Origin of the sequence: Microbacterium sp. NPDC077184 (assembly GCF_040687055.1) — a bacterium.
Taxonomy (GTDB): domain Bacteria; phylum Actinomycetota; class Actinomycetes; order Actinomycetales; family Microbacteriaceae; genus Microbacterium.
In genome coordinates, this window is sequence record NZ_JBFBMM010000001.1 from 813,323 (window position 1) to 830,866 (window position 17,544).

Genomic DNA, 17,544 nt, shown 5'->3' on the forward strand with positions numbered 1-17,544 from the left:
CCGGCCGGTGCGACAATGCGGGGATGCTGTTCCACGAGGTCCGCGAGAGCGTCGACGAAGCGACGGCCACAGCGTCGCGCACCGCCAAGATCGACGCCGTCGCCCGCCTCCTCGCGCGCACGGATCCCGAGGAGCTCCCGGTCGTCGTCGGCTTCCTCCTCGCACGGCCGCGCCAGGGGCGCATCGGCATCGGGTGGCGGACCCTGTCGGACATCGCAGCCGACGCCGCGTCGGAGCCGACCCTGACGATCGCCGAGGTCGACGCGGCGCTCGACGCCCTCGCCCGGGCGGGCGGTGACGGGGTGGGCGTCCGGAGGGCGGAGATCCTCGCGGCGCTCGCAGCGCAGACCACCGCCGAGGAGTGGGACCTCCTGCGGCGGATCGTCCTGGGCGAGCTCCGCTCCGGCGCGCTGGAGGGCGTGGTCCTCGACGCGATCGCACGCGCGAGCGGGCATCCGAGCGCCGCGGTCCGCCGCGCCGCGATGCTGAGCGGCGACCTGGGGGAGACCGCGCGTCTGGCGATGACCGGAACGGCCGACGACCTCGACGCGGTCGGTCTCGTCGTGGGACGCGGTGTCCTGCCGATGCTCGCCGCGACCGCTTCGTCGGTCACCGACGCCCTCGGGGCGTTCGACGGGCCGGCGGCGGTGGAGTACAAGCTCGACGGTGCGCGCGTGCAGGTGCACCGCGACGGGGACGATGTCCGCGTCTTCACCCGCTCGCTCGCCGACATCACCGCGCGGGTGCCCGAGATCGTGGCGGCGGCGCGAGCGCTTCCCGCGCAGCGCGTGATCCTCGACGGGGAAACGCTCGCGCTCGACGAGGACGGCGGCCCGCGGCCGTTCCAGGACACGATGGCGCGCTTCGGCTCGGTGGCCGACGCGCACACCCTGCTACGGCCCTGGTTCTTCGATCTGCTGCACCTCGACGGGGCGGACCTCCTGGATGCGCCCCTGGCCGAGCGGCGCGCGGCGCTCGCCGCGCTCGTCGGTGAGCAGATCATCCCGGCCCTCCACACCGCGCATGCCGACGCGGGGGAGCGGTTCGCCCGTGAAGCCCTGGCCGCCGGCCACGAGGGGGTCATGGTGAAGGCGCTCGACGCGCCCTACGCCGCGGGCCGTCGAGGGAAGTCGTGGCTGAAGGTCAAGCCCGTCCTCACCTTCGACCTCGTCGTCCTTGCGGCCGAATGGGGGTCGGGACGGCGGACCGGACTCCTGTCGAACCTGCACCTGGCCGCCCGGGATCCGGACGGGGAGTACGGGGAGCCGGGCGGGTTCGTGATGGTGGGGAAGACCTTCAAGGGCCTCACCGACGAGACCCTCCGCTGGCAGAGCGCGCATCTCCCGTCGATCGAGACGCGGCGGACGGCGGGAGCGGTGCATGTGCGGCCGGAGACGGTCGTGGAGATCGCGATCGACGGGGTGCAGCGCTCGACCCGGTACCCCGGCGGAGTCGCCCTCCGTTTCGCCCGGGTGAAGGGGTATCGCCCCGACAAGGACGCCCGGCAGGCCGACACGATCGGTGCTCTCCGCGCGCTCCTCCGGCCGTGAACAGAGCGGGCCCCGGCGTCATTGCGACGCCGGGGCCCGATTCGGGGAACCGGGGCTAGAGTCTCATCGCTCCGCCCGAGCGCAGGCGCGACAGGGCATCGACCGTGGCGGCGAGGATCAGCACGCCGCCCGTGACGAGGAGGTTCACTCCGGCGGGGAGGCCGAGGAGACCCAGACCGTTGGTGATCACCGCGATCACGAGGGCGCCGATCGCGGCGTGGACGAGGCGTCCGCGACCACCGAAGAGGCTCACCCCGCCGACGACGGCGGCGGCGACACCGGAGAGGACGATGTCGCGTCCCACTGCGGCATCCACCGATCCGACGCGGGTGACGCTGAACAGCGCCGACACGACGGCGAGGCTGGAGCAGATCACGAACGCCCACCACTTCACCCACCGGACCTTCACGCCGGAGCGGCGCGCGGCCTCGGCGTTGCCGCCGACGGCGTAGATGTAGCGACCGAACTTGGTGCGGTCCAGGACGAACGTGCCCGCCCACAGGATCACCAGCACGACCGGCACGATGTTGGGGACGCCCTGCACCGCGACGGTGCCCTGTCCGCGGTCGACGTTGAGGACATAGACCACCACCCCGCCGAGGACGGCGATCGCGGCGAGCTTGATCCACACCAGCGAGAGGGCGCGGTTCGGCACCCCGGCGCGGCTGCGGCGGGCGCGGTCCCAGAAGGCGGTTCCGGCGGAGACGGCGAGCATGATCGCGAGCATCAGCCACCCGCCCCAGACGGGCAGGTTGCCGTTCTGGAGGGCGATGAGCTCGGGCACCTCGACGCGGTACAGACCGCCCGGCCCGATGATGACCAGGGCGAGACCCTGGAGGCCGAGGAACAACCCGAGGGTCACCACGAACGACGGTATGCCCACCCTCGCGACGAAGAAGCCGATGAACGCGCCCGCCAGCAGACCGAACCCGAATCCGACGAGCAGGGCGAGCGGCCAGGCGATGCCGAACTGGGCGTTGAGGACGACGAAGAGCGCCATCGCCACACCGCCCGTGACACCCGCGGACAGGTCGATCTCGCCGAGGAGCAGGACGAACACCAACGCCATCCCGAGCATGACGAGGGTCGCCGCCTGGTTCAGCAGGTTGGCGAAGTTCCGCTCGGTGAGGAAGAACGGGCTCAGGGTGGTGAAGAGGATGCCGAGGACGACGAGTCCGCCGACGGCGGGGAGCGCGCCCATGTCGCCGCCGCGGACGCGCTGCCACCAGGCGCGGATCTGGTCGCCGAGTCCGCCCTCGACGCCGCTGCCGATCAGATCACCCGCGATGGGGTCCACGGAGGCTTCCGTGCGGGCGGTGCTGCTGCTCATCACGAGTCTCCTTCGGTGCGGATGGTCGCGGTGTCCTGCACGACGAATCCGGTGGGTGTCTTGGTGCCGGTGATGTACCCGACGACGTCGTCGCGGGTGGTCTCGGCGGTGGGGATCTGGGCGACCATCTGCCCGAGGTAGAGCACGGCGATGTCGTCGGCGACGGCGAAGACGTCGGCGAGGTTGTGGCTGATGAGGACTACCGCCACCCCCTGGTCCGACAGGCGCCGCACGAGGTTCAGCACCTGTTCGGTCTGCGCGACGCCGAGGGCCGCGGTGGGCTCGTCGAGGATCACCACGCGCGCCTTCTTCAGCACCGCGCGGGCGATCGCGACGGTCTGACGCTGTCCGCCGGAGAGGCTGGAGACCTTCTGCCGCACCGACTTGACGGTGCGGACGGAGAGGGAGCGCAGGGTGTCGGAGGCCTCCTTCTCCATGCGCCCCTCGTCGAAGGTGCCGAGGGAGGTCTCCTCGCGGCCGAGGAACATGTTCTGGACGATGTCGAGGTTGTCGCACAGCGCGAGGTCCTGGTAGACGACCTCGATGCCGAGCCCCGACGCGTCCCGGGGGGCGTGCAGGTCGCGGTGGACGCCGTCGATGAGCACGTCGCCCTCGTCGTAGGGCTGGACGCCTGCGAGTCCCTTGATGAGGGTGGACTTGCCGGCGCCGTTGTCGCCCACAAGGGCGGTGACGCGTCCCGGGTGGACGCTCAGGTCCACGCCCTTGAGGACGCTGACGGGGCCGAAGGACTTCTTCACGCCGACCAGCTTGATGATCGGGTCCGTGGCGGTGGAGGGATGGGAAATCGTGTCTGTCATGATCGCTTCCTTGCCAGCAGGATGCCGGGCATCCCGCGTGCGGGTAGGGAAGGGGCGCCGCGCCCCGGAGGACGCGGCGCCCCGTGCTGCGGGGTTACGGCGTGACGCCGAACTCCTCGCACGCGGCCATGACCTCGGGGGTGCAGACGTCGTCGTAGGCGGCGTCGCCGGCGGCGATGACGTCCTTGACCTCGTCGGGTCCGACCAGGACCGGGGTCACCTGGATGTACGGCGTCCCGTCCTCGAGCTCGGCATCCGTGGAGACCGACTCGCCGTTCAGGAGCGCGATGGCGACCTCGACGGCCGCGGCGGCCTCATCGGCGACCGGCTTGTAGACCGTCGCGGTCTGCCAGCCGAGGAGGATGTTCTGAAGCCCCGCGATGTTGGCGTCCTGTCCGGAGACGGCCACGCCCTCGAGGTTGTTCGTCTGCAGCACCTGGATGACACCGGCGGCGTTGGTGTCGTTCGCGGCCCAGACGCCGTCGACCTGTCCGCCGAGCGAGGTCAGCGCCTGCTCGAAGTTGGTCTGCGAGACCGCCTGGTCCCAGGCTCCCGGGGGCTCGGCGGCCGGGGTGATGCCCGCCTCGGAGAGCACCTCGTCGGCGCCGTCGTGGAACATCGCCGCGTTGCCGTCGGTGGGGTCGCCGCCGATGTAGACCACGGTTGCCTCGGCCGGGTCGACGCCCGCGGCCTCGAGACCGTTGAGCACCGTCTGGCCCTGAAGGCGCCCGACCTCCATGTTGTCGAACGAGACGTAGTAGTCCGCGCCGGCGAAGGGACGGTCGTAGGCGATGACCGGAATCCCCTGCGCGGTGGCCTTCTCGGCGACGGCTTCGGCCGCGCCCTGGTAGTCGACGAGCAGCATCACGCCGCAGCCCTGCGTGAGCTGCTGGTCGGCGATGGTGGAGTACTGGTTGACGTCACCCTGGGCGTTCTGGATGTCGACCTGGAAACCGGCGCCCTCCAGGCCCTCCTGGAGGTACTTGCGGTCGAAGTTCTCCCAGCGGGGCGAGGATGCCGCGTCCGGGAGGATGACGCACGCGCGCCCGGCGTCACCGGCGGCGTCGCCGCCGTCGGTCGCGCCGCCGCCGTCGGTGCTGCCGCCGGCACAGCCGGTGAGTGCGACAGCCACGGCGCCGGAGAAGGCCGCGAGCGTCAGGAGTGAAGACTTCTTCATCTTTCGCCTTTCGTCATTGAAGGTGCGAGGCCCGAGGCCGAGCCACATCGCTTGCACCGATCTTGACGAGTGAACGCATTGGCGTCAAGACTTGAAGATAACGCCTCGATAACGCGACGAACGGCTTCGCCCCCTGAACCCAAGGGCGAGGTGTCGGCGCGGAATCAGGCGCGTCCGGTGGCCACGCGCGTACGCCGGGAGATCGAATCGACGATGACGGCGAGGACGAGCACGGCACCGGTGATCATGAACTGAACGGATGAATCCAGGTTCAGCAGCGTCAGTCCGGACGCGATGGAGCCGATCACGAGGATGCCGAGGAGCGCGGAGAACGCGCTGCCGCGCCCTCCGAACAGGCTCGCACCGCCGATCACGGCGGCGGCGATCGCCGTCAGGTTCGTGTCTCCGGCGCCCGAGCTCTGGTTCGCGGCCGCGAGGCGGGCGGCGGCGAGGAGTCCGCCGACGGCGGCGAGGGTCGAGCACATCGCGAACACGGACAGGTAGATCCGATCGACCCGGATGCCGGCACGCCGCGCGCCCTCCACCGACCCGCCGACCGCGTAGACCGCACGACCCCACCGGGTGCGGGTGAGGGCGATGTGCATCCCCACGACGAGGACCAGGAAGAACACGAACATCACCCCGACGCCGCGCGACAGGTTGAGGTACCACGCCGAGACGGCCAGCACCGCCGCGAGCACCGCCGTGCGCGCGGCGATCTCGACCGGCCTCTGGTGGACGAGATCGGCGGCCGCGCGTCGCCGCGCCCGCCGGGCGAGGCTGGCCGCGTAGAGTCCGACGGCGACGGCGACGGCGACGTAGGAGGCCCACGCGGGAAGGAACATCTGCTGTGCGAACTGCACGATCCAGGAGTCGAACGGAAGGTTGATCGATCCCGACGGGCCGAGGACCCACAGCTGCACGCCGAGGAAGGCCAGGAGCCCCGCGAGGGTCACCACGAAGCTCGGGAGACCGAAGGTCGTGACGAGGAACCCGTAGACCAGGCCGATGATCATCCCGACCCCCGCGGCGGCGAGGAGCGCCACGACCAGCGGCCACTGGAGCTGGACGAACCCGACGGCCAGCACCGCGGCGGCGAGCCCCGACACCGATCCCACCGACAGGTCGATCTCGCCGATGAGCAGCACCAGCACGATCCCGAGGGCGATCGTGCCGATCGCGGCGCTCTGCATCGTGAGGTTCACGAGGTTCGTGCTGGAGAGGAAGACCGGGTTCAGCGTCTGGAAGACGATCCAGATCACGATGAGGCCGGCGACGACGGGAGCCGCGCCCAGGTCCCCGCCGCGGATCCGCGCGACGAACAGGTCGAGACTCTGACGGATGCCGCCGCTGGGCGGCAGGGCGCCGACCGCCGCGCGGTCGTCGGCGGCCGTCATTCGCCGTCTCCGTGCCCGGGGCGCGGGTGCGATCCGCGCGGGCGGAGGGGGATGACCGGAACGGGTGGTTCGGTCGGTTCGACCGGCTCGGGTGGCGCGGGTCGGGGACGCGCACCGAAGTCGCCCGCCCCCGTGATCGCGGCGATCAGTGTCTCGCTCGTGACGTCGGCGACGTTGTACTCGCCGTTGTTGCGTCCGAGGCGGAGGACGACCACGCGGTCGGCGACGGCGAGCACATCGGCCATGTTGTGGCTGATGAGGATCACCCCGTGACCGCGTTCGCGCAGCCGCTCGATGAGGTTGAGCACCTCGGCGGTCTGGGCCACCCCGAGCGCGGCCGTCGGCTCATCGAGGATCACCACGCGGGGCTCTCCCACGAGCGAGCGGGCGATCGCGACGGTCTGCCGCTGACCACCCGAGAGCGAGGCCACGGGCACGCGGACCGAGGGGATCTTCGCCGACAGCTCGCGCAGGAGGCTCCACGTGCGCTGCTCCATGTCGACCTCGTCCAGCAGCACGCCGTCGCGGCGCTCGCGACCCAGCCACAGGTTCGCCACGACGTCGAGGTTGTCGCACAGCGCGAGGTCCTGGAAGACGGTCGCGATCCCGAGGTCCTGCGCGTCGGCGGGGCTGGCGATCTGCACGCTCCGGCCGTCGAACACGGTCTCGCCGGCGTCCGGCGGGTGGACTCCCGCGAGTACCTTCACCAGCGTCGACTTGCCCGCGCCATTGTCGCCCACGAGCGCGACGACCTCGCCCTCATTGACCCAGAAGTCCACGTCCGAGAGCGCCTTCACGGCGCCGAACCGCTTGCGGATGCCCGTCATCGTCAGGACCCGCTCCCGGGTGCGCCGAGGTCGGGGATGCGTCGTCGCCATGTCCGCTGCCACCTGGCTACCGTAGACCGGCGGCGGCGCACGCGGCCGCATAGGCCGGCGTGCAGATGTCCTCCACCCTCCAGAATCCGTCGGCGATCACCGTGTCGGCGATGGTGTCCACCGTCACCGCGACCGGCTCGAGGAAGGTCGTCGGGACGCCGTCGATCTCCGTCGGTGCGGTGACCTCGTCCCCGCGGGCGAGCGTGACGGCGACCTCAGCGGCGAGCCGCGCCTGCGGCTTGATCGCCTTGTAGACCGTCATGTACTGGTCCCCGGTGAGGATCCGCTGCAGCGCCGTCAGCTCGGCATCCTGCCCCGTCACCAGCGGATACGGCGTGACGTTGGCGGCCTTCAGGGCCGAGACCGCTCCCGACGCGGTCCCGTCGTTCGCGGCGTACACCGCGGCGATGCGGTCGCCGAACTGCGAGATCTGGCCTGCGGTCCACTCCTGGGCCTTGTCGGGGCTCCAGTCCGGCGTGCTGTACTCGGCCAGGATGGTCACTCCGGCGGCGTCCAGCACCTCGCGCGCCCCCGCCCGGAAGAGGGCCGCGTTGCTGTCGGTCGGGGAGCCGTTGATCATCAGGATGCCGGCATCCGCCCGATCGGCGGCGTCGAGCCCCGCCACGAGGGTCTCGGCCTGCAGCTGTCCGACCTTCTCGTTGTCGAAGGACACGTGGTAGGCCAGCTCGCCGCCGGAGATCATCCGGTCGTAGGCGATCACGGGAACGCCCTGGGCGTTGGCGGCGGCGACGATCGAGACCGCCGCGTTGCCGTCGACGGGGTCGAGCACGAGGACGTCCGTCCCCGCCGCGAGGGCGGACTCCGCCTGCTGCTGCTGCTTGGCGGCATCCTGGTCGGCGTTGGAGTACAGCACGCGGAAATCGCCGAGCTCCGCGACCCGCTCTTCGAACACGGGGCGGTCGAACGTCTCGTACCGCGCAGTCTTGGCGTCGGGGAGGAGGAGGGCGATCGTGCCGTCGTCGTCGGCGGCCGGTGCGCACGCGGTGAGCAGGGCGGCCGTCAGCGCGGTCGCCGCGAGGACGGCCGCCGGATGCAGGCGGGAGAGGCGCACGGGTCAGGCCGTGATGGGCAGGGTCTGGGCGTCGACGGCGACCTGGTCGAGCGCCGTCGCGATGGCTCCGCGGGTCTCGGCCCATTCGCCGAACGAGGCCTCGACGATCTCGGGGAGACCGTCGGCGGAGGCGAGCGCCGTGCGCTCCAGCGAGTGGCGCATGGGAGCCATGAGGAGTTCGCCCGCGAGTCCCAGCTCGCCGCCGACGATGATGAGCTCGGGGTCGAAGAGATTGCACAGACTCGCCGCGGCGACGCCGATGTGGCGGCCGGCGTCGGCGATGACGCGTCGCGAGCTGCCGTCGCCGGACTCGGCGGCCTGCAGGAGATCGCCCAGGCGCTGCATCCCCTCGCCGGGCGGGAAGAGGGAGAGGAGGGCGGGGCCCGCCGCGTACGTCTCGAGGCATCCGCGGTTGCTGCACCGGCAGATGGGGCCGTTCTCGTCGAGCGTGACGTGCCCGATCTGCCCGGCCTTGCCGTTGACCCCGCGGAAGAGATCGCCGTCGACGATGATTCCTGCGCTGATGGTGTGGCCGATCCGGATGAACACCGACGAGCGCGATGCCCGGCCGGCGCCCTCGCGGGCCTCGGCGAGACCGCCGAGATTCGCTTCGCTGTCCACGTGCACGGGGCGGCCGATGCGGGAGCTGAGGCTCTCGGCGACGTCGACGCCCTCCCAGCCGCGGAGGAGCCCGGGGGTGGAGACCATGCCCGTGCGCGGATCGATGGGTGCGGGCAGGGCGAGACCCACCGCGAGGAGATCCGAGACCGATCCGCCGAGGGACTCCATCATGTCGCCGAGCAGGAGGCTCAGCCGATCCAGCTCCGCATCGTGGCGGTGGTCCAGGGGGAGCGGAAGCGTGCTTTGGGTGACGGTGGTGCGCGTGGCATCGGCGATGGCGATGCGCAGGTGCCGGGAGCTGAAGTGGACTCCGGCGACGAGCCCGACCTGACGGGCGAGCGAGACCAGCGTCGCGCGCCGGCCGCTGCGGGACGTGAACGAGGTGTGCAGCAGCCCCGAGGCGGTGAGCTCCTTGACGATGTTCGACACCGTGGCCGGCGACAGCCCCGTGCTTCCGGCCAATTCCACCTGCGTCAGACGGCCGTGCCGCTTCAGCGACTCGATCACGCGCGCACGGTTCGCCTCTCGCAGAGAGGTCTGCGAGCCCGGCGGAGGAGTACGGCGTGCCACGGGACACACTGTACCGCTCGCCGGTGCGGGCGTCAGCGGCGGTCGGCCGCGAGCCGCACCAGGACGATGTTCTCCGCCTCGTCGGTCTCGGCGACGGCGGGATGGGCCTTCAGGAATTCCGAGAAGCTCTTGTGGCCGAGCGCCTTCTCGCTGAAGGACGGGTCGAGCCGTTTGATCAGGCTCTTCACCGCCGAGGCGTGCTGCCACTCCGCATCCTCTTTGTCGCTCTCCAGCCGCAGCGCGCGCTCCAGGAGATCGGCGGTGGGATCGGATGCCGCCTTCCGCCCGCGTCGGCGCGTCGGGGTGGACTCCTTCTCGGCGCTCGCGGGGACGGCGACGCCGGGGAGGGCGTCGTACGAGTCGAACTGGTCGCACGCCGCGGCGAGGGACTTGGCCGTGGAGCCGGCGACCCCGACACCGACGACGAAGCGCCCGAGGCGCTTGCACCGCTGGGCGAGGGGGACGTAGTCCGAGTCCCCCGCGACGATGACGACGTGGGTGAGGTCGGGAAGGCGGAACATGTCCTCCACGGCATCCACCGCCAGACGGATGTCCGCGCCGTTCTTGGCGTAGGCGGCGGCCGGGAAGAGCTGGACGAGGTCGACCGCGCGGGCCACGAGCTGGGAGCGGTACTCGGCGTTGACGGGAGCGGACCAGTCGGCGTAGGCGCGCGTGGTCACCAGCGTCCCGAAGGACGTGGCGTAGTCGATGATGGCGCCCACGTCGATCGTCGCCGCGGTCAACCGCTCGGCGATCTCGGGATCCGTGGGGTCGGCGGCGATCTTCTGCCGGTCGCGCGAGTAGGCGTTCCGTCCATGGACCCGGTCGTACCAGGACATCACGATGTTGTCGAAGTCGAGGTACACCGCCACGCGGGCGCCGGGAGCGGGAGCCATCAGTCCTCCTCCTCCGACGGGTAGCGCACGCCGATGAGGCCGCGGATCTCGTCGAGGGTCTCCATGATCGCCACCGTCTCGTCGATCGGGAGCAGGGCGCTGTCGAGGGTGCCGTCGGCGATGTACGCCTCCGCCGCGAGCGCCTGGAACTGCATCCCGCGCCCGGAGATCTCGGAGCGGTACTCCTCGATGACCGTGCCATCGGGGCCGATCACGCGGAACGAGGTGGCGTTGTACCAGACGCGGTCGATGTCGATCCGCCCCTCGGTGCCGATGATGTGGGCGACGTTCGGTCCCGACGCCCGGGAGGCCGAGAGCGACGTGGACACGGCGCCGGAGGGGTGCACCATGATCGTGGCGACCTCGGTGTCGGCGCCGGTCTCGCCGAGGCGTCCGGAGGCGGCGATCGAGATCGGTTCGCCCAGGATGTCCCACGCGAACGACACGGGGTACACCCCGAGGTCCAGCAGCGCGCCGCCCCCGAGCTCCAGGGCGTTCAGGCGGTGGGTCGGATCCGACGGCAGCAGCTGCGTGTGGTCGGCCATGACCGCGCGCACCTCGCCGAGCGTCCCGGCGGCGATGATCTCGCGGATGCGCGCCATGTGCGGGAGGTAGCGCGTCCACATCGCCTCCATCGCCAGCAGGCCTCTCTCGGCGGCGACGTCGCGCACCTCCGCGGCCTCGGCGGCGGTCAGGGTGAAGGGCTTTTCCACCAGGACGTGCTTGCCGGCGTTCAGGGCGAGGAGGGCCTGGGCGTGGTGGAAGGGGTGCGGAGTGGCGATGTAGACGATGTCCACCTCGGGGTCGGCCACGAGCTCCTCGTAGCTCCCGTGGACGCGGGGGATCGCGTACTGCTCGGCGAAGGCCGCGGCCTTGTCGCGATCGCGCGATCCGACGGCGACGACCTCCCGGCCGGCGAGACGGATGTCGCGAGTGAAGGCGTGCGCGATGCCGCCGGGGCCGAGGATGCCCCAGCGAAGACTCGGGGATGCGGATGCGGTCATCCTCCGAGGGTAGCGGGCGGGGCGTCGCGAATTAGGCTTCGCAGGGTGAGCACTCCGATCGACCGCTTCCGAGAGATCCTGCGGATCCCCACTGTCTCGCACGTCGACGCGTCGCTCGTCGACACCGCCGCGTTCGATCTCCTGCACGACACGATCGCGCGGCTCTATCCGCGCGTGCACGACGAGCTCGAGCGCGAGGTCGTCGCCGGGCACGCACTCCTCTACCGCTGGCGCGGCACGACGGCGGAAGGGCCGCTGGTGCTCATGGCCCACCAGGACGTCGTCCCGGTGGATCCGACCGAGTGGCGGTATCCGCCGTTCGCGGCCGAGATCTCCGGCGAGGGAGCGGATGCCGAGATCCACGCCCGCGGCGCGATCGACGACAAGGGCGCCCTCGTGGCGATCCTCGAGGCGGTGGAGGACGCGCTCGCGGACGGCGTCGTCCCCGCACAGGACGTCTATCTCGCGTTCGGCCACAACGAGGAGACCGCCGGCGACGGCGCCCGCGCGATCGCGACGGTGCTCCAGGAGCGCGGCATCCGCCCCGCCCTGGTCCTCGATGAGGGCGGAGCGGTGGTCGACGGGGTCCTCCCCGGCGTCGACGTCCCCACGGCCATGGTCGGGGTGGCCGAGCGCGGGGTGATGACGCTGACCCTCACCGTCCACGAGGCCGGGGGCCACGCCTCGACGCCGCCGTCCTTCCCGGCTCCCGCGCGGCTCGCCCGCGCGATCGGGCGACTGCACCGGCATCCGTTCCCCGTGCGCCTCGCCCCGCCGGTGCGGGCGATGCTGGCGACGCTGGCCCCGCACGCGCGCGGGCCGCTGCGGCCGCTCCTCGCGAACCTCGCGGTCACCGCGCCGCTGCTCGCCCGCGCCCTGCCGCTCGCGGGCCCGGAGACGAACGCGATCGTCCGGACCACCGCGGTCGTGACCGAGCTGGACGGCGCGGTGGGGGAGAACGTCCTCGCCACGCGCGCGCGGGCGACCGTGAACGTGCGCCTGCTCACCGGCGACACGGTGGAGGGCGCGATCGCGCGGGTGCGACGCGTGATCGGCGATCCGGCGGTGGAGGTCGCGCTGCGCCAGGGGAGCGACCCCTCTCCGGTTTCGCCCTGGCGCGGCGAGCCGTGGCGGCGGATCGCCACGGCGGTCGCCGACACGCTCGGGGCGGACGTCGTCACCACGCCCTACCTGCAGCTCGGAGCCAGCGACAGCCGCTGGTTCACCGGGATCAGCGAGCACGTCTACCGTTTCACCCCGTTCCACCTCACCCGCGCCGAGCGCGACGCCCTGCACGCGCCGAACGAGCGCATCCGCGTCGACGTGTGGCTGCGCGGCATCGCGTTCTACGCGGCGCTGATCCGCGCGTCGTGACGGCGGGGCGCGCCATCGGGCTGCACCATGACCGTATGGCTCCGCTCCTCTCCGTCGCCGACCTGTCCGACCTCCTGGTCACGGGCGCCCCTGTCCGTCTGCTGGACGTGCGGTGGCGTCTGGACCGGCCGGACGGCCGACCCGACTACCTCTCGGGCCACCTTCCGGGCGCGGTGTACGTCGACCTGGAGCGGGAGCTCTCCCGGCCCGGTGAACCGGAGGAGGGGCGCCATCCGCTCCCGAAGGCGGGTGATCTCGAGCGCGCGGCCCGGCGCTGGGGCATCTCGCGCGGCGATGTGGTCGTGGTCTACGACGACATCGATTCCGTGGCGGCGGCGCGCGCCTGGTGGCTGCTCACCCGGAGCGGTGTCGCCGACGTGCGCGTGCTCGACGGGGGCCTGCGCGCCTGGACCGACGCCGGTCACGCCCTCGAGACCGGCGACGTGCTTCCGGCGGCGGGGGACATCGCCCTCGACGCGATCGACGGCGGCACGATCGACATCGAGGAGGCGGCGCGGTGGTCATCGCACGGCGTCCTCCTCGACGTGCGCGCCGCCGAACGCTACCGCGGCGAGAGCGAGCCCATGGACCCCGTGGCCGGTCACATCCCGGGAGCGGTGAACCTGCCCACGACGACCCTGATCGATCGGGGACGCTTCGCCGAGCCCGCGCGGCTGCGCGCGCTGTTCGCCGCGGTCGGCGCCGACGGCACGGTGCCGGTGGCCGCGTCCTGCGGGTCGGGGATCGCCGCGAGCCACGCCGTCCTCGCGGGTGAACTCGCCGGGATCGAAGTCACCCTCTTCCCGGGGTCGTGGAGTGCATGGTCGCGGACGCCGGGACGCCTCGTGGCGACCGGTCCGACGCCGGCGGGTGTGGTGCGACCGGCGTGACGCGCGTCAGCGGGATCCCGCGTCCGGGCGCAGCGCCTTCTGGATGCGCGGCAGCGACACCGGCTCGGCCGTCCCGAGCCCCTGCGCGAACAGACTCACCCGGTACTCCTCGAGCAGCCACCGCGCGCTCGTGAGCGCGGGAGCGGCGTCCTCGGGGAGGGGGAGCACGCCGCCGGCATCCGCGTAAAGGGCAGCCGCCCGCTCGAACTCGGTCTGGCGCTGCCGGTCGCGTCCGGGGTTGTCGGCCATGCCGTCCAGACGCTCCCGCGCCGCGCGCAGGTAGCGCGGCAGATGAGCGAGCCGAGCCGTTCCGGTGCGGGCGACGAAGCCGGGGAAGACCAGCCCCGCCAGCTGCGACTTCACGTCGCCGAGGGCGGAGAGGAGCGTGAGGGAGTTCCGATCCCGGATGCCGCGTTCGACGTCGCGCGCCGCGATGAGGATCTTCGCCGCGAGCGAGACCACCCGGAACGTCTCGTCGACGACGACCGCCGACAGGGCGTCCCGCACCCGCTCGAACTCCGCCCGGGTGCGCAGCACGCCGTCCGGAGCGGCGTGGCGGAGCACCGCGTCGGCGACGGCGACGCGGCCGTCCTCCACCAGGGCCTTCGCCGAGGGGTAGGGCGAGGCGGCGAGGGCGAGCTTCTCGGTCGAGGTGAGGTGGTCCAGCACATACGTCGCGGGGGAGGGCACCGCCAGCAGCAGCAGTCGACGGATACCGCGGTGCGTGGCCTCCCGTGCGCGCTCCGGCGTGGACTCCACGCGCAGCGACACCGTCGATCCGTCGTCGACGATCGCCGGATACCCGCGGACGACACCGCCGGCCACGCGGGTGTCGACCACCTCGGGGAGGGTCTCCGCCGGCCAGGAAGTGAGGCCGGACTGCTCCGTGAAGGCCGGCGCGTCGTTCGGCGCGGCATCCTTCCGCGCGCCTGCGCGGGGTGCGCCGCCCCGGGCGGACGGCGTGGCCGCGGCGGGCCGGGAGAGCGAACGGGACACCTCCTCGCGGGCGCGGGCCGAGAGCGCGGACTGGAGGGCGGCGAGATCCGTGTCGCGTCCGAGCACGCGCCCGCGCCCGTCGACGACGCGGAAGGTGACCTGCAGGTGGGTGGGGATGCGATCGGACTCGAAGTCGTCGGCGGTCACGGGCTGGTGCGCCACGCGCTGGATCCGTCGCGCGAGGGCCGCGCGGAGGGACTCCGGCGGGAGCCCGTCGTGATCTTCCGGTCCCTGGCCCCGCAGCTCCGCGGCGAAGGTGCCCGCCCAGTCCCCGGCCGGGACGACGTGACGACGGATCGCCTTGGGGAGGGCGCGCAGGAGCGCCGTGATCAGCTCGTCCCGCATGCCCGGGACCTGCCAGTCGAATCCGTCGGGGCGGAGGGTGGCGAGGAGGGCGATGGGCACGACGACGGTGACGCCGTCGTCCTCCGCGCCCGGCTCGAAGCGGTAGGCGAGGGAGAGCACCTGGTCGCCCTGGGTCCACCGCCCGGGGAAGTCGCGCTCGTCCCCGCGGGCGGCTTCGTCGACGAGATCGGCCTCGCTCATGTCGAGCAGCCGCGGAGCGCGGAGGGAGTGCTCCTTCCACCACGCCTCGAACGAGCGGACGTCGAACACGTCGCGCGGGACGCGGGCGTCGTAGAAGCGGAACACCGCCTCGTCGCCGACGAGGATGTCGCGCCGGCGCTGGCGCTCCTCGAGCCGTTCGAGACGGCGGCGCAGCTCGTGGTTGCGACGGTGGAACGCGCTCGCGCGCTTGTCGAGGCCGCTCGGGTCCCACTCGTCGTCGACGAGCGCGTGGCGGAGGAACATCTCCCGGGCCAGGGGACGGTCGAATCGGGCCAGCTGCACCCGCCGGCGCGCGATGATCTCCACGCCGAAGAGGGTGACCTTCTCGTAGACCGACGCCGCTCCCGCGGTCTGCGACCAGTGCGGCTCGCTGAGCTGGCGGCGGACGAGATCCCCCGCGAGGGCTTCGGCCCAGGCCGAATCGATCTCGGCGACCGTCCGGGCGAACAGCCGCGAGGTCTCGACGAGCTCGGCGGCCATGAGCGCGGCGGGGCGCTTCTTCTTCAGCCCCGACCCGGGGAAGATGGCGAACCGCGCTCCGCGCGCGCCGAGGTACTCCGCCCCCGGCGGCTTGCCGCGACCGGTGCCGCGCGCGGGGGCGCCCTTTGCGACGGAGCGTTCGTCGAGGATGCCGATGTGGGAGAGGAGGCCGGAGAGGATCGCCCGGTGGACGGCATCCGGATCCGCGGGGGCGTCGCGGGGGTCGCGACGCTCGTCCCCGGTGGGGCGCAGGAGCTGGGTGAGCTGCCGGTGGACGTCGGACCACTCCCGCACCCGCACGTAGTTGAGGTGCTCGGCGCGGCAGAGCCTGCGGAAGGCGCTCGACCCCAACTCGTCCTGCTTCTCGCGCAGGTGGTTCCACAGGTTCAGCAGGGAGAGGAAGTCGCTCGTCGGATCGGTGAAGCGCGCGTGGAGGCGATCCGCCTCCTCCCGTCGCTCTTCGGGGCGCTCGCGCACGTCCTGGATCGACATGCCCGACACGATCGCCAGCACCGCCGGGAGGACCCCGTCCTTGCGGGCCTGGAGCAGCATGCGCGCGAACCGCGGATCGATGGGCAGCCGCGCGATCTCGCGACCGATGTCGGTGAGCCGGTTCTCCCCGCGGGCTCCCGACGCGACCGCGCCGAGCTCGCGGAGGAGGTCGAAGGCCGCCTTCACCCCGCGGGAGTCGGGGGGTGTCAGAAACGGGAAGCGCTCGATGTCGCCGAACCCGAGAGCGAGCATCTGCAGGATGACGGCCGCCAGGGAGGTCCGGAGGATCTCGGGGTCGGTGAACTCGTCGCGCGTGAGGAAGTCGTCCTCGCCGTACAGACGGATCGCGACACCCGGACTCGTGCGGCCCGCGCGACCGGAGCGCTGCTGCGCCGAGGCCTGCGAGATCGGTTCGATCGGGAGCCGCTGGATCTTGCTGCGTGCGGAGTAGCGGGAGATGCGCGCGGTCCCGGTGTCGACGACGTAGCGGATGCCGGGCACCGTCAGGCTCGTCTCGGCGACGTTGGTGGCGAGGATCACGCGGCGCCGGAGGCCGGCGACGCTCGAGCGCTCGAAGACCCGGTGCTGGTCGGCGGCGCTGAGACGGCCGTAGAGCGGCAGCACCTCGGTCGGTGCGGCGTCCTTGGCGTACATGCCGCGTACGGCATCCACCGCATCCCGGATCTCCGCCTCGCCCGGAAGGAAGAGCAGGACATCCCCGGCGGGTTCGCGATCGAGCTCGCGGAGAGCCCGCAGGATGCCGTCCACGTCATCACCGGAGTCGCCCTCTCCGTCGCCCCCGCCCGGAGCCTCTCCGGGCCGGTAGCGGACCTCGACCGGGTGCGTGCGGCCGGAGACCTCGATGATCGGTGCGGGAGTGCCGTCGGCCGCGGCGAAGTGCGCGGCGAAGCTCTCCGGGTCGATCGTCGCGCTGGTGATGATGATCTTGAGGTCGGGGCGGCGGGGGAGCAGGCGGTGCAGGTATCCCAGGAGGAAGTCGACGTTGAGCGAGCGCTCGTGCGCCTCGTCGACGATGATCGTGTCGTACCGCGAGAGCAGCCGGTCGCGGTGGATCTCGTTGAGGAGGATGCCGTCGGTCATCAGCGCGATCGAGGTCTCGGCGGAGACGTTGTCGGTGAAGCGCACCTTGTAGCCGACGGTCGTCCCGAGCGAAACGGCGAGCTCCTCGGCGATGCGCTCGGCGATCGTTCGGGCCGCGATCCGGCGCGGCTGCGTGTGCGCGATCTTCTGCCGGCCGAGGTCGAGACAGATCTTCGGCAGCTGGGTGGTCTTCCCCGAGCCGGTCGCGCCCGCGACGATCACGACCTGATGGTGCGCGACGGCATCGGCGATCTCGTCCCGCGCGGCGCTGACGGGGAGCTCCGGCGGATAGGAGATCACGGGCGCGGGCGAAGACATAGCCTTCGATCGT

Annotated in this window: 13 protein-coding genes; 3 read left to right on the top strand and 10 right to left on the bottom strand. The window is 72.0% G+C overall.

From position 1 onward, the window contains the following. Positions 1-23 precede the first annotated feature (23 nt). Entirely contained in the window at positions 24-1,550 is a 1,527-nt protein-coding gene (locus AB0O93_RS03915; protein WP_363340692.1) for an ATP-dependent DNA ligase, read from the top strand. 55 nt (positions 1,551-1,605) lie between these two features. Here the strand turns inward: AB0O93_RS03915 and AB0O93_RS03920 are convergent, their stop codons facing one another. From AB0O93_RS03920 to AB0O93_RS03960, 9 genes are all read right to left on the bottom strand, one after another. Further along, positions 1,606-2,880, bottom strand: coding sequence for an ABC transporter permease (locus AB0O93_RS03920; protein ID WP_363340694.1), 1,275 nt, complete (start codon positions 2,878-2,880; stop codon positions 1,606-1,608). Continuing rightward, on the bottom strand, positions 2,880-3,698 hold the full coding sequence (locus AB0O93_RS03925; protein WP_236968933.1) for an ATP-binding cassette domain-containing protein: 819 nt from the start codon (positions 3,696-3,698) through the stop codon (positions 2,880-2,882). The genes AB0O93_RS03920 and AB0O93_RS03925 overlap by 1 nt, the downstream gene beginning before the upstream one ends. Before the next feature lie 94 nt (positions 3,699-3,792). Further along, positions 3,793-4,875 (bottom strand): substrate-binding domain-containing protein, encoded by a 1,083-nt coding sequence (locus tag AB0O93_RS03930; RefSeq protein ID WP_053548762.1) that lies wholly within the window; start codon positions 4,873-4,875, stop codon positions 3,793-3,795. 164 nt (positions 4,876-5,039) lie between these two features. Then, entirely contained in the window at positions 5,040-6,272 is a 1,233-nt protein-coding gene (locus tag AB0O93_RS03935) for a sugar ABC transporter permease (RefSeq protein WP_363340697.1), read from the bottom strand. Then, positions 6,269-7,150 (bottom strand): ATP-binding cassette domain-containing protein, encoded by an 882-nt coding sequence (locus AB0O93_RS03940; protein WP_363341002.1) that lies wholly within the window; start codon positions 7,148-7,150, stop codon positions 6,269-6,271. Before AB0O93_RS03940 ends, AB0O93_RS03935 begins: the two co-directional genes overlap by 4 nt. A gap of 16 nt (positions 7,151-7,166) precedes the next feature. Next, positions 7,167-8,222: a substrate-binding domain-containing protein gene (locus tag AB0O93_RS03945; protein ID WP_363340699.1), complete on the bottom strand. Its 1,056-nt coding sequence runs from the start codon at positions 8,220-8,222 to the stop codon at positions 7,167-7,169. 3 nt (positions 8,223-8,225) lie between these two features. Further along, a complete protein-coding gene (locus AB0O93_RS03950) occupies positions 8,226-9,413 on the bottom strand; it encodes an ROK family transcriptional regulator (RefSeq protein WP_363340701.1) in 1,188 nt (395 codons plus the stop codon). Positions 9,414-9,445: 32 nt separating this feature from the next. Further along, positions 9,446-10,309: an NYN domain-containing protein gene (locus tag AB0O93_RS03955; RefSeq protein WP_363340703.1), complete on the bottom strand. Its 864-nt coding sequence runs from the start codon at positions 10,307-10,309 to the stop codon at positions 9,446-9,448. Continuing rightward, positions 10,309-11,313 carry a Gfo/Idh/MocA family oxidoreductase gene (locus AB0O93_RS03960; protein ID WP_363340705.1) on the bottom strand — a complete coding sequence of 335 codons (1,005 nt, stop codon included), beginning with the start codon at positions 11,311-11,313 and terminating at the stop codon, positions 10,309-10,311. Before AB0O93_RS03960 ends, AB0O93_RS03955 begins: the two co-directional genes overlap by 1 nt. A gap of 45 nt (positions 11,314-11,358) precedes the next feature. Here AB0O93_RS03960 and AB0O93_RS03965 point away from each other — a divergent pair, with 45 nt between their 5' ends. Then, entirely contained in the window at positions 11,359-12,687 is a 1,329-nt protein-coding gene (locus AB0O93_RS03965; protein WP_363340707.1) for a M20/M25/M40 family metallo-hydrolase, read from the top strand. Positions 12,688-12,722: 35 nt separating this feature from the next. Further along, the gene (locus tag AB0O93_RS03970; protein WP_363340709.1) at positions 12,723-13,577 is read left to right on the top strand and encodes a sulfurtransferase; all 855 of its coding nucleotides are present in this window, start codon (positions 12,723-12,725) and stop codon (positions 13,575-13,577) included. 6 nt (positions 13,578-13,583) lie between these two features. On the opposite strand, the gene hrpA is transcribed toward AB0O93_RS03970, so the two are convergent. After that, on the bottom strand, positions 13,584-17,531 hold the full coding sequence (gene hrpA / locus AB0O93_RS03975) for an ATP-dependent RNA helicase HrpA (protein ID WP_363340711.1): 3,948 nt from the start codon (positions 17,529-17,531) through the stop codon (positions 13,584-13,586). Positions 17,532-17,544 lie beyond the last annotated feature (13 nt).